The 12,944-nt window shown below is 68.8% G+C and carries 10 protein-coding genes; 2 read left to right on the forward strand and 8 right to left on the reverse strand.

The features are described from left to right. Positions 1-74: 74 nt before the first annotated feature. On the forward strand, positions 75-692 hold the full coding sequence (locus ACZ7L6_RS17060) for a GNAT family N-acetyltransferase (RefSeq protein WP_471924520.1): 618 nt from the start codon (positions 75-77) through the stop codon (positions 690-692). 96 nt (positions 693-788) lie between these two features. Here the strand turns inward: ACZ7L6_RS17060 and trxA are convergent, their stop codons facing one another. From trxA to ACZ7L6_RS17095, 7 genes are all read right to left on the reverse strand, one after another. Continuing rightward, the gene (gene trxA, locus ACZ7L6_RS17065; RefSeq protein WP_093907654.1) at positions 789-1,121 is read right to left on the reverse strand and encodes a thioredoxin; all 333 of its coding nucleotides are present in this window, start codon (positions 1,119-1,121) and stop codon (positions 789-791) included. Positions 1,122-1,162: 41 nt separating this feature from the next. After that, on the reverse strand, positions 1,163-2,131 hold the full coding sequence (gene trxB, locus ACZ7L6_RS17070) for a thioredoxin-disulfide reductase (RefSeq protein ID WP_471924522.1): 969 nt from the start codon (positions 2,129-2,131) through the stop codon (positions 1,163-1,165). Between the two features lie 169 nt (positions 2,132-2,300). Further along, positions 2,301-3,227 carry an anti-sigma factor gene (locus ACZ7L6_RS17075; RefSeq protein ID WP_471924524.1) on the reverse strand — a complete coding sequence of 309 codons (927 nt, stop codon included), beginning with the start codon at positions 3,225-3,227 and terminating at the stop codon, positions 2,301-2,303. Then, positions 3,224-3,949: an RNA polymerase sigma factor SigM gene (sigM, locus tag ACZ7L6_RS17080; protein ID WP_471924526.1), complete on the reverse strand. Its 726-nt coding sequence runs from the start codon at positions 3,947-3,949 to the stop codon at positions 3,224-3,226. The genes ACZ7L6_RS17075 and sigM overlap by 4 nt, the downstream gene beginning before the upstream one ends. A gap of 21 nt (positions 3,950-3,970) precedes the next feature. After that, positions 3,971-5,674 (reverse strand): protein kinase family protein, encoded by a 1,704-nt coding sequence (locus tag ACZ7L6_RS17085; protein ID WP_471924528.1) that lies wholly within the window; start codon positions 5,672-5,674, stop codon positions 3,971-3,973. Positions 5,675-5,811: 137 nt separating this feature from the next. Continuing rightward, positions 5,812-8,052 carry a murein biosynthesis integral membrane protein MurJ gene (murJ, locus tag ACZ7L6_RS17090; RefSeq protein ID WP_471924530.1) on the reverse strand — a complete coding sequence of 747 codons (2,241 nt, stop codon included), beginning with the start codon at positions 8,050-8,052 and terminating at the stop codon, positions 5,812-5,814. 45 nt (positions 8,053-8,097) lie between these two features. Then, positions 8,098-10,548: a DUF6049 family protein gene (locus ACZ7L6_RS17095; RefSeq protein ID WP_471924532.1), complete on the reverse strand. Its 2,451-nt coding sequence runs from the start codon at positions 10,546-10,548 to the stop codon at positions 8,098-8,100. Between the two features lie 269 nt (positions 10,549-10,817). Here ACZ7L6_RS17095 and ACZ7L6_RS17100 point away from each other — a divergent pair, with 269 nt between their 5' ends. After that, positions 10,818-12,260, forward strand: coding sequence for a CCA tRNA nucleotidyltransferase (locus ACZ7L6_RS17100; protein WP_471924534.1), 1,443 nt, complete (start codon positions 10,818-10,820; stop codon positions 12,258-12,260). A gap of 119 nt (positions 12,261-12,379) precedes the next feature. On the opposite strand, the gene ACZ7L6_RS17105 is transcribed toward ACZ7L6_RS17100, so the two are convergent. Beyond that, a complete protein-coding gene (locus ACZ7L6_RS17105; RefSeq protein ID WP_471924536.1) occupies positions 12,380-12,871 on the reverse strand; it encodes an LppU/SCO3897 family protein in 492 nt (163 codons plus the stop codon). Positions 12,872-12,944 lie beyond the last annotated feature (73 nt).

The following is a 12,944-nucleotide window of genomic DNA, read 5'->3' on the forward strand; positions in this document are numbered from 1 at the left end:
AGCCTGCTCAGGGAACGCAGCGCCCTGACAGCCGCTCGCGATGCCGCGGGCGAAGGAAGCGAGGAACAGCCTTCATGGGGCGTCGGCTCGTACCGCTCACGCTGGACAACCTTCAGGACCTTCCCAAGCGTTGCCGCGCGTGTGTCTTCTGGGAGCTGGACCCGGTCAGCGGTGAAGCCGCGGTAAAAGCGGGGACGGCCGCCCTGGAGAAGGAAGCCTGGATCTCGGCTGTCCTGCTGGACTGGGGCTCCTGCGGCCGGGTCGTCTATGTCGACGACGTACCGGTGGGATTCGTGCTCTACGCGCCTCCGGCCTACGTGCCCCGCGCTACAGCGTTTCCCACAAGCCCCGTCTCATCGGACGCGGTGCAGCTGATGACCGCGTTCATCATGCCGGGCTACCAGGGTCAGGGACTGGGCCGGGTGATGGTTCAGACGGTCGCCAAGGATCTGCTGCGGCGAGGCTTCAAGGCCATCGAGGCCTTCGGTGACGCGCGCTGGAAAGAGCCGGCCTGCGTCCTGCCCGCAGACCATCTCCTGGCCGTGGGCTTCAAGACGGTTCGCCCGCACCCCACCTTTCCGCGCTTGCGGTTGGAGCTGCGGACGACGCTGTCCTGGAAGGAAGACGTGGAGATGGCGATCGATCGGCTGCTGGGGGCCGTCCAGAAGGAACCGGCGCTAAGGCCGCTCTAGAGTAAGCGCAAGCTGAGGCCGCTCTGGAGCAAGTTGCCCTTCAAAGCGAATGGGCCAACCCGCTCGGGTTGGCCCATTCGTGTTTCACGTGAAACGTCACTCGGCGATGAAGTCCTCGAGGTCGCGAAGAATCGCGGCCTTCGGCTTCGCGCCGACGATTGTCTTGGCGACCTCGCCGTTCTGGTACACGTTCAGCGTCGGGATGGACATGACGCCGTACTTGGCGGCCGTACCCGGGTTCTCGTCGATGTTGAGCTTGACGATCTCGATCTTGTCGCCGTGCTCGGCGGCGATCGCCTCGAGGGACGGCGCGATCTGGCGGCACGGTCCGCACCAGGCGGCCCAGAAGTCCACCAGGACGGGCTTGTCGCTCTTGAGGACGTCCTGCTCGAAGGAGTCGTCGGTCACGTTCTTCAGGGTGCCGGCCACGGCGGGCTCCTTAATTGTTTGTTGCGTGGGGCGGGTGGGGGTCAGACAGAGGTCTTCTCGGGCTCGGCCTGCTCCTCGTCCGCGAGGGCGGCGAGGAAGCGCTCGGCGTCGAGGGCGGCGGAACAGCCGGTGCCGGCCGCGGTGATCGCCTGGCGGTAGGTGTGGTCGACCACGTCGCCGGCGCCGAAGACACCGGTCAGGTTGGTGCGGGTGGAGGGGGCGTTGACCTTGAGGTAGCCCTCCTCGTCCAGCTCCAGCTGGCCCTTGAACAGCTCGGTGCGCGGGTCGTGGCCGATCGCGATGAACAGGCCGGTGACAGCGAGGTCCGAGAGCTCGCCGGTCTTGACGTTGCGCAGCTTCAGGCCGGAGAGCTTCTGATCGCCCTGGACCTCGGCGACCTCGCTGTCCCACACGAACTTGATCTTCGGGTCGGCGAAGGCGCGGTCCTGCATCGCCTTCGAGGCGCGCAGGGTGTCACGGCGGTGGACGATCGTCACGGACTTGGCGAAGCGGGAGAGGAAGGTGGCCTCCTCCATCGCGGTGTCGCCGCCGCCGATCACGGCGATGTCCTGGTCCTTGAAGAAGAACCCGTCGCAGGTGGCGCACCAGGAGACACCGCGGCCGGAGAGGGCGTCCTCGTTCGGCAGGCCGAGCTTGCGGTGCTGCGAGCCGGTGGCGACGATGACGGCCTTCGCGCGGTGGACCGTGCCCGCCGTGTCGGTGACGGTCTTGATCTCACCGGTCAGATCGACGTTGACGATGTCGTCCGGGACGAGCTCGGCTCCGAAGCGCTCTGCCTGGGCGCGCATGTTGTCCATGAGCTCGGGGCCCATGATGCCGTCCTGGAAGCCGGGGAAGTTCTCGACCTCAGTGGTGTTCATCAGGGCGCCACCGGCGGTGACGGCGCCCTCGAACACCAGCGGCTTCAGCGACGCGCGCGCGGTGTAGAGCGCCGCCGTGTAGCCGGCGGGCCCGGAGCCGATGATGATCACGTTACGGACGTCGCTCACGGCTTGATTCCTCGTCTCTGGACTGCGTCGTCGGACCGGTGGGAGCTCCTTTCAGAACTCTCACCCCACCCAACGGATCCTAAGGGGCGCGCATTCCCACTGTGTCCGGGCACACGGAGACGCCACACCGTAGGGGTTGCCACGCTGACGAAGACGAACCGCCGGTCTCTCAGGAACGCGGGAAGGAATCCTTCAGCAGGACCTTGGCCGGAGAGGAGGACGCTTCTTTCACACAGGCCGCGTCCATGAGGTAGGCGGTGATCCGGCTGCTGTCAGAGGCATCGCGCAGCACGACGAGCAGAGCGTCCCTGCCCTTGTAGACGCCTTCCTCAGCGGCAAGAGCGGCGTCGTTGCGTCCCATGCCCTTTCGGATGCATTCGGGCACCCTGATCTCGCGGAGGATCTGAGGACTCTTGGTGTCAGGCCCGCCCTCGATGCCCATGCTCCGGTCCGGTTTGCGGGAGCCTCCCGGGGAGCTCTGGTTCTTGGCGAGAAGGTCGGAGGCCTGCTTCTCCAGCTTCGCTGCGGAGAAGGTATCGGCGGTGGTCTGCTCTCCGTCGGCCGACGGGCCGGCTCCTGAGCCACCCATCAGCGAGGTCAGGAGCACGGAGCCGAGTCCCAGGGCTGCGGCCGTGAACGCGGCGCCCAGGATGGCCACCTTGCGCCGCCCGGCCTTCTTGCGGTCCTTGCGGCCGGGGCCGGTGGTCGAGGAGCGGGCGTGTCCCGTCGGACGACTTGCCGCTGCCGATGTTTCACGTGAAACACGCACGCTGTCGTCCGCATCGGAGACCGAGCGGGCACTGCCGGCGAGCGTCGGCTTGTCGACGTCCCCCGGCGCCGTGGCGCTGAGCAGAGCCTCTGCGGCGAGGGCAGCGTCAATGCGTCCTGCGACATCGGCGGGCATGCGCGCCGGGCCGGGCAGCGTGCCGAGCAGTCCCCGGATCTCCTCCAGTGATGCGTGGACGTCCGCGCACAGCTCGCACTCGTCCAGATGCCGCCGCACGTCGGCGGTCCGGGACGGGGGGAGAAGGCCCTCGGTGAGGTCGGAGATCTCGGCGACGTCCGGGTGTCCGGCCGTGTCTGTCCTGGAACTCACGCTCGCCCACCTCCGCCCTTCACTGCAGCTGAATCACTTGGCCCGGCATCGCGCGGATCCGTGCCATGCGGACCCGCTGCCGGTGGGACGGATGTCCCCTGCGTCCGGTTCCGCCTCTCGTCGCCATCCTTGCCGTCTCCGGTGTTTTCCGGCCGCAGATGCGTGAGGAGAGGCAGAAGTCTGGCTCTGCCGCGTGCGCATCGGCTCTTGACCGTGCCGGTCGGCACATCGAGGATGCGGGCTGCTTCGGCTACGGGGTATCCCTGCATGTCCACCAGCACGAGCGCCGCCTTTTGGTCGGGCGGCAGCGTTCCGAGCGCCTCCAGGAGCTGGCGGTGCAGATCGTTGCGCTCCGCGGGCGCAGAGGCGGACTCGTGCGGCTCCAGCAACTGCTCAAGGCGTTCGGTGTCGTCGACCGGGGAGGTCTTCCGGGAGGCCGCCTTGCGGGCGCGGTCCAGGCAGGCGTTCACCGTGATCCGGTGCAGCCACGTCGTGACGGCCGACTGGCCTCGGAAGGTGTGGGCGGCGCGGTAGGCGGAGACGAGGGCGTCCTGGACGGCGTCAGCGGCTTCCTCGCGGTCGCCGAGGGTGCGCAGCGCCACCGCCCACAGCCGGTCACGGTGCCGCCGCACGAGCTCACCGAACGCGTCGGGGTCGCCTCCTACATGGCGGGACAGAAGGTCCTGATCGCTCGTGTCACGGTATGTGTTGCCATCTGCCATCGGACCCCCTCCCTCTCACTTTCAGCTGGTCACCTTGACGTCCACAACCCTGCCGCGGAATTTGCCGTCGTCGGCCTGCAACGGCAGCTCGGTGAGCCAGACCAGCAGGTATCGGGACGTGAGGGATTTGCTTGGCTTGAGGGTCACGCTCGTCCCTGAACCCTCGGCGAACTTGGTGTAGCTGTCGAAGGATGTGGGTTCGGAACTCGCGTCTTCTGAGGCGGCGCGGAGTTCCACTGAGGTGTTGCCCACGAAGGAGACGGTGACCTTCCCGACTCGCTGGGCCTTGCCGAGATCGAGGATGACGCCCACGCCGGACTTGAGATTGCCGAACTTGGCACCCAGGTAGTAGTCCGTCTGCCAGTAGGTGCCCGGCGCGCCGTCGTAGACCTTGCTTATGTCGCGTGGCTTCTCCGAGCCGTCGGGGCCGAACGGGTCGAAGTCCCGAGCACTCTGAATCGCGATGGGCCGGGAAGGCTTGGTCTTGTCGCCGCCCTTGTCGTTGTCGCCATCCGTCGTCTGCGTCTGGTTGGTGTCGTCGGACTTGCCGCCCTGGTCCATGAGCGCATCCGCCAACTGCCAGCTGCCCAGGCCCAGCGCGGCGATCAGGAGCGCCGACACGGCCCACTTCAGGGCCTTGCCGGTGCGGCTCTGCAGCGGAGGCGGCGGGGTCGGCACCGGCTGCGTGGCGCCGGGATGCGGCGCCTGGCGGCCGTAGGTGCCCTGCTGATACGTCGTGCGCTGATAGTCCGGCGGGGCAGCGAACGCGGGCTCCGGCGGGCGGATGCGGGGCATCTCGCCGATCGCCTTCACCAGCTCCTCCGGCGTCGTGCACGCGGACTCGTGGCGGGAGGCGGTCGCGCCGTCGTTGGCCAGCGCGCGCATGGCGAGCTCGGACAGGCCGCGGTGAACGCCGGCGCGCACCTGGTCGGGAGCGATGAGACCGACGTCCTTGGGCAGCCCGGACAGGCCGTAGGCGTCGCTCTCGTATGGCCAGCGCTGGGTGAGCGCGGCGTACAGCAGGGCGCCGATGGCCTCCGTGTCGGTGCGCTGCGGGGTGTCGGAGCTGATGCCGCGCAGCGCGGCGTTCACCGCGAGGCCGCGGATGCGCCACTGGCCGGAGGAGGTGCGCAGTACGGCGTTCGGGTTGAGGCGGAGGTGGGCCAGGCCCTCGCGGTGGGCGGCGGCCATGGCGGCGGACACCTGGGTGGCCATCTGGTAGGTCTCGTACGCCTCCAGCGGGCCGGACGCGAGGAGCGTGGTCAGCTCGGTGGCGTCGGGGAGCCACTCATGGACGACGTAGACCAGGTCGTTCTCCTCGACGGCGTCGAGGACCTGGACGAAGCGGGGGTCGCCGAGCAGCGCGGAGGAGCGCGCCGCGGCCAGCACGGAGCGGGCTCGCGCATGGTCCGCGGGCAGTACGTGCACGCCGACGGCGCGACGGAGTTTCTCGTCGACCGCACGCCAGCTGCTGAACCCGTCCAGACGGGTGACGCACTCCTCGAGGCGGTAGCGTCTGGCGAGTTTGTGGCCGCTGTGCAGCTCGGGTGGTGAGGCCTTTCCGGGACCCTCGGTCCCGCCACTCCCCTGTGCCTCGTCGGTGTCCGTGTCCCGCTCCCGATTCTTGGCCACCCCGTCGGCCGTGGACTGGTCCGCTTGTGCGGTCAGCGGCTCGTCGCCGCTGTTGTCTGCCACGTCGACGGCAGCCGTGCTCCGTTCCGCCACCGTCGTTCCTGCCTCCCCATCCGTTGCGCGCCGTACGACTGCGTGCGCGCCGTCCGACGCCGAAACCAATTGTGCCCACAGTCCGCCGCTATGCACGACACACGGTGGCGGACGATGGTTGTGCGCGTACCCCCGCCTCAGCGACCCAGGCGCCCGCGGACCATGCCGACCAGTGAGTTCAGCTCCTCGATGCGCATCCTGCGGGCGGCAACGAAGAAGACCCCGAGCAGCACGGCTCCGCCGCCCAGCAGAGCGGCGAAGGAGCCGAGGACACCCTGACCGAGGGCGTGGGCGATCCCGTAGCAGGCCGCGCCGCTCAGCAGCGCCGCGGGCACCGAGGCGATGCAAAGTCTGGCGTACGTCCGCATCACCCGGGCACCGTCCAGGTCGCCGCCGAGCTTCTTGCGCAGGCGGTTCCAGGCGACGCCGACGCCGATCGTGTAGGCCAGGCCGTACGAGGCGGCCATGCCGACCACGGCCCAGCGGGCCGGGAGCACGAAGTAGCAGACGGCCGAGGCGGCGGCGTTGCCGGCCGCCACGATGACCGTGTTGTAGAAGGGGGTGCGGGTGTCCTCGTACGCGTAGAAGGCGCGCAGCACGACGTACTGCACCGAGTAGGGGATCAGGCCGAGGCCGAAGGCCATCAGCATGTAGCCCATGTTGGTGGCTTCACTGGTGCCCGAGGAGCCGAACATCAGTGTGCACATCGGGATACCGAGCGCCAGGAAACCGAAGGCAAGCGGCACGATGGCCACTGCTGTCGTGCGCAGTCCTTGGGAGATGTCGTCCCGTACGGCGCCCGTGTCGTCCTCGGCGGCTGAACGCGAGATACGGGGCAGCAGGGCGGCCATCAGAGAAACGGTGATGATGGCCTGCGGAAGGCCCCAGATGAGCTGGGCGTTGGCGTAGGCGCTGAAGCCGGTTCCGGCGACGCCGGAGTCCGTGATGGCCGCGGTGGCGAGCTGGGTCACGACGAGGGCGCCCGCCTGGTTGGCGAGGACGAAGAGGATCGTCCACTTGGCGAGCATCGCGGCCTTGCCGAGGCCGTGTCCCCGCCAGTCGAAGCGGAGCCGCAGCTTGAACCCGGTCTCGCGCAGATAGGGGATCATCGCCAGGGCCTGGACGACGAGGCCGAGGAGGACACCGACCCCGAGCAGCCGCACGCCCTCGGGCGGAATGGTCGTGACCTTCATGCCGGAGTGCTCGGCGGTGCCGTACACCCACAGGAACGCGCCGAGCGTCACGATGATGACGATGTTGTTCAGGACCGGGGTCCACATCATCGCGCCGAAGCGGCCTCTGGCGTTGAGGATCTGCCCCATCACCACGTGGATGCCCATGAAGAAGATCGAGGGCAGGAAGTACCGGGTGAAGGTCACCGCGGTCTCGTTGGCCGCGGGATCGTTGGCCAGCGGGGTCGACAGCGCCCGGACCAGGAGTGGGGCGGCGAACATGACGAGCGCGGTGAGGACGCCCAGGATCACCATGACGAGGGTCAGCAGTCGGTTGGCGTACGCCTCACCGCCGTCTTCGTCCTCCTTCATGGCTCGCACCAGCTGAGGGACGAACACGGAATTGAGTCCGCCGCCGACCGTCAGGATGTAGATCATCGTCGGCAGCTGGTACGCCACCTGGAAGGACTCGCCCAGCAGGCCCAGGCCAAGCGCTGACACGATCATTGCGGAGCGGATGAACCCGGTGAGCCGAGACACCATCGTGCCCGCCGCCATCACCGCGCTCGACTTCAGCAGGCCGCCCGCTCGCCCGCCCTTCTTCGCGGGAGGCGCCGGGTCAGGAGCGGGCGTCGCGGATGGGGCCTCGTCCGCCGGCTGTGGCGTCGGCGCGGGGTACTGGCCCTCGGCCGGTGCCGGGGAAGGCCCCGGGACCGTCGGCGGCTGGTACTGCGGATGGCCGCTCTGCTGCTGGTCCCGGAAGAGGTGCGCGAAGGCGTCGTGCTCCTGTCGCTCCCCGGCGGAGTGCGAGACGAGGTCGTCGACGCCCACGTACTGGGTCGTACGAGGGTCGTCGCCGTACGGCAGGTACTGGTTCGGACCCTCCGGCTCGGGAGCCGGGGTCTGGGCCCACACGTGTGGGTCGGGGGCGTACGGCGACTGGGGCGGCTGGGCGTACAGCTGCTGCGGCGGCGGGTACGTGCCCGGCGGGGGCGGTGGGTGCGCGGCCCGGTCGTACAGCGCCTCGGCGACCGGGTCCTGGGCGGAGAGGTCCTGGGCCCGGTAGGGGTCCTGGTCGTAGGCGTCCTGGAGGTACATGTCCGCGGGGTGCTGCGGCGGCACCTGGCCCTGCTCGGACGGCGGGCCCTCGGGGTGCCCCGAGCTGCCCGCGGCCTGGCCGCGGTCACCGTCGTACGGCGCGTTCATGGTTACCCCACCTCATCGTCCCGGGCCCACCGGCCACGACATCGCTCAACGGTCCACTCTCTCACCCGTGCCGGACGGGTCGGCGTTTTCCGCTGCGGTGTCCGGTGTCGGGTCACTCGGCTGCTCCGGGGCGTCTTCCCGGGTTCCGGTGACGGACTCCTCCTCGAGGAGATCCTCGGGGGTGAGACGCTCCTGGGGGCCGTCCGAGTTCTCCGGTCCGCCATCGGCGTTCTCCGGTCCGCCATCGGCGTTCTCCGGTCCGGGGTCGGCCTCAGGTGTCTCCTGGGGACCGTCCTCCTCTGCCTCACGTGCCGCCGCGCGCTTGCGCTGCGTGTACATCCGGAAGCCGGCGAGGACGAGGAGCAGGAAGCCGCCGCCGATGACCAGCATCACCGTGGCCGTGAACTCGGTGACCTTCACGTCGAACCTGACGGGGGCGCCGTACTTCTGGCCGTCCTCCGTGTACAGCTGGGCAATCACCTCGGCCTGGCCGTTGGCCTGAGCGGAGGTGGGGAACTTCACCGTCTGGCTGTGCCCGCCGGAGACGGTGACGCGCTGCTCGTAGAAGTCCTCGCCACCGATCTCGAGTCGCCTCGGGCTCGTCGAGGTGAGCCTGAGGACCAGGTGCTCGACGCCCTGCACGAGGTTGTTCTGCACGGTCACGGGGATCGTGGCGCTGCGCCCGGAGAGCTTGGTGTCCGATTTGTCGATCAGCGTGACCTGACCGGCCAGGGAGTCGATGTACGACTCCACGCTGTTGCGGTAGTCGGCCGCCTCCGCGGAGCGGCCGCGCCACGCCGTGGACATCTCTCGGTTCATGGCCCGCCCGAAGGGGGTCACCACGCGGTCCTCGTTGCTGAGGATCACCTTGAACTTGTTGAGCTTGTCCTGCGTGGTCGCGATCTGCGCGAAGGCCGCCCGCGGCAGCTCCTGCTTGCGGAGCGACGAGGGGTACTGGGAAGCCGCCGGCACCTTGGTGGTGGCGCCGGAGTCGGGCTTGGCCGTGGCGGCGGCCGTGAGCTCCTGGGACTGCGACCATGTGCCGCCCTGGAGCGCCGTCACCGCCTCGGCCATCGCCCGGGCCTGGCTCGCCGTCGGCATCCGCTGCGGGGCGACGACGATGCTGCGCTGTTTGTCCGTCTGGAGGTTGAGGGCCAGGCTCTGGGCCAGGAACCGCTGGACGGCGAGCGTCGAGCTCGACGCCCTGGTCAGGTTGCCCTGGAACACCGTCGACATCCGTGCGTCCGCGACGACCGCCGACGTGCCGCCGCCGATGGGGCGGGCCGCGGAGGGTGTGTAGGGCAGGCCGCCCGTCTCCACCAGGCTGTCACTGCGGGCGAGCACCTTGTCCGCGCCGGCGGATGTGGCGACCTTGACGATGGACGGGTCGACGGCGCCGTTCACGGGCCAGGCGAAGTCGGTGGTCGGCTCCACATGGAGGATCGAGTCGACCGTGTCGGCGGCGACGTCGGTCGCCTCCTTGAGGTGGCTCAGCGAGCCGGTGACGTTCGTGCCGTTGTGGGCCAGCGAGGCCAGGTCGGGGTCGCCGAAGGGCAGGGCGACGACCTCCTTGTCCTGTACCGCCTCCTGCAGCTCGGCGAGCCACTGGCCGGCGACCGCCTGATGGGTGCCCGCCGTGGTCGAGTCGCCCTCGCCCTGGATGCGGTAGGGCTCGGTCATCGCGTCGACGGAGGCCAGCAGGTCGGGGTCGATCACCCAGGTGACGTCGAGTTCCTTGCCCAGTGAGACGAGCTGCTGCAGACGGCCGCCCGGCGAGATCTCCTTCGCGAGGTCGTCGTCATGGAAGACCGGCGTCTGCGTCTCGTCCGATCCCGTCTGTGCCGTCATGTGCGAGGTGGACACGAGCGGCCACAGCACGGTCGTCCGCGTCCTCGTGTCGGCTTCGTCAGGCTGCCACGGCAGGAACGTCCGCTGGATGCCGAGCACCTGGTTCCACGGCTGAGCGGACGTCTCGCCGGACAGGGAGACGCCGAACTGGTAGACCCCCGCCCCGCCGAGATCCAGCTTGTCGACCGGTACGGAGATGCTGAAGCGCTCGGCGACGCCCGGGGTGAGCTTGGGGAACTCCTTGACGTACTTTCCGCCCACCGGGGCGCCGTCGAGGCCCTCCTGGTAGGCGGTGCGCTTGGTGACCGTGTCGACGGCGGAGCGCGTGTTCAGGGCGGGCCCCAGACGCAGGTCCACCTGCGCGTCCGTGACCGCCTGCTTGCCCTTGTTGGTCACGGTGCCGGACACGGTCAGCGTGTCGCCGTCGCCGGGGACGGACGGTGTGAGCGAATCCACGGCGACGGCCACCGTGCCCGCGCCGGATGCAGCCTTCAGGGAGTCCTGGCCGGCGGAGTGTGCGGGGGCCGCGGTCGGCAGCTGGAGCAGGCCGGCCAGCAGAGGAGCTCCGGCGAACAATGCTGCTGTCCGCCGCAGCCATCGGCGGGCAGGTGAGGGACTCGTCCCCTGGAAGTCTGCCGCGTCGGCCACGCGCTCGCCCGTCCCTCGTCGTCGTCAGTGGTCGTCGGAATGTGCGTCCACGCATGGTAACGATGCGCGCTGAGGGGAAGTGCCGCGGAGTGCTCCACAAGATCGGGCCACGCCGTCGGCCTGTCCCGTATGGGCGGGTATAAAGAGGAGCGTTTCGTTGCACCTCAAGGGCAGCCCTTGTGCCCGTATGGACAGAGGTGTCCGTGCATGAAGTGTGCCCGTTTAATGGAGGCGCTCGCTGCAGCCAGGGCCACGTACCCTCTTCTGTTGTGCCGAACGCCAACGAAGACAAGCCCAGTGTCCTGAGTCAGGTGCAGCACCGCGCGGTGAGTGAACTGCTGCGGGTCGCGCCTGTCGCCGACGACCTCGCCCGCCGCTTCCAGGAGGCCGGGTTCTCACTCGCCCTGGTCGGCGGATCGGTCCGGGACGCGCTGCTCGGCAGGCTCGGCAACGACCTCGACTTCACGACCGACGCCCGCCCCGAGGACGTACTGAAGATCGTGCGCCCGTGGGCCGACGCGGTGTGGGAGGTCGGGATTGCCTTCGGCACGGTAGGGGCGCAGAAGGCCGGCTACCAGATTGAGGTGACGACCTTCCGGTCGGAGGCGTACGACCGGACCTCCCGCAAGCCAGAGGTGTCGTACGGCGACTCCATCGAGGAAGATCTCGTCCGACGCGACTTCACGGTGAACGCGATGGCCGTCGCGCTGCCGGAGAAGGAGTTCATCGATCCCCACGGCGGACTGGAGGACCTCGCGGCGCGCGTGCTGCGGACCCCGGGGACGCCGGAGGACTCCTTCTCGGACGACCCGCTGCGCATGATGCGGGCGGCGCGCTTCGCGGCGCAGCTCGATTTCGAGGTGGCTCCTGAGGTCGTCGCGGCGATGAAGGAAATGGGCGGGCGCATCGAGATCGTCTCGGCGGAGCGGGTGCGGGACGAGCTGAACAAGTTGATCCTCTCGGCCCACCCGCGCAAGGGACTGACGTTGCTGGTCGACACCGGGCTCGCCGGACATGTGCTGCCCGAGCTGCCGGCTCTGCGGCTGGAGAGCGATGAGCACCACCGGCACAAGGACGTCTACGAGCACACGCTGATCGTCCTGGAGCAGGCGATGGCGCTGGAGGAGAACGGTCCCGACCTGACCCTCCGGCTGGCCGCGCTGCTGCATGACATCGGCAAGCCGCGTACCCGTCGCTTCGAGAAGGACGGACGGGTCTCGTTCCACCACCACGAGGTGGTCGGCGCGAAGATGACGAAGAAGCGTATGACCGCGCTCAAGTACTCCAACGAGCTGGTGAAGGACGTCTCACGTCTGGTCGAGCTCCACCTGCGCTTCCACGGATATGGCACCGGGGAGTGGACGGACTCCGCCGTCCGCCGCTACGTCCGTGACGCCGGCCCGCTCCTGGACCGCCTCCACAAGCTGACCCGCTCGGACTGCACCACGCGGAACAAGCGCAAGGCGGCGGCGCTGTCCCGTGCCTACGACGGCCTGGAGGAGCGGATCTCCCAGCTCCAGGAGCAGGAGGAACTCGACGCCATCCGCCCCGACCTCGACGGCAACCAGATCATGGAGATTCTCGGCGTGGGTCCTGGGCCGGTCATCGGTCGGGCGTACAAGCACATGCTGGAGCTGCGGCTGGAGAACGGGCCGGTGGAGCATGATGCGGCGGTGGCTGCGCTCAAGGAGTGGTGGGCCGAGCAGAGCTGAGGTGGCCGTGAAACGGGGGCATGTTTCACGTGAAACATGCCCCCGTTTCACGGAGCCATATGTGCTGAGGGGCTGTGTTTCACGTGAAACACAGCCCCTCAGCATGCGGAGAGCTCAGATCAGACGTCCGACAGGCACAGCAGGAAGTTGTCGCCGTCGCCGGTCTGGGCGTAGAAGCTGGTGGCGCCGCTGACCTTGCGGCACTCGGTCTCGGCGGTGAACGAGGTGTAGGTGCCCTCGACCTTCTTGAGTACCTTGGACTCGGCCTCGGAGGAGGAGCAGTCCACGACCTCCATGCTGGGGTTCGAGCTCGACGACGAGGTGGACTTCATGCAGTCGCCCACCTTGGCCTGGTCCGCGTCGTCAAGGCTGGCTATGTAGCCGACGATGGCCACCGTGACAGCGGCCACGACGATAAGGATGTTCTTGATCGTCTTGAAGCTGAAGCGGCGACCCGGCTGCTGCGGCGGAACCGGCGCATACGGCGCTCCCTGCTGGGGGAACCCGGGCTGGCCCGGCTGCTGCGGGTAGTCGCCCTGTGGCGGCTGGCCCTGGGCGTACGGGTTCTGGCCCTGGGCGAATGGATTGCCCTGGGGCGGCGGAGTTGTCACTTGGGGGTCCCCCTAGAACATGGGTGCGTGATCGCGAACAATGCGCGATGTAAGACGGACGTAAGCTACCGGG

The sequence above is a fragment of the Streptomyces sp. NPDC107522 genome (assembly GCF_055657525.1).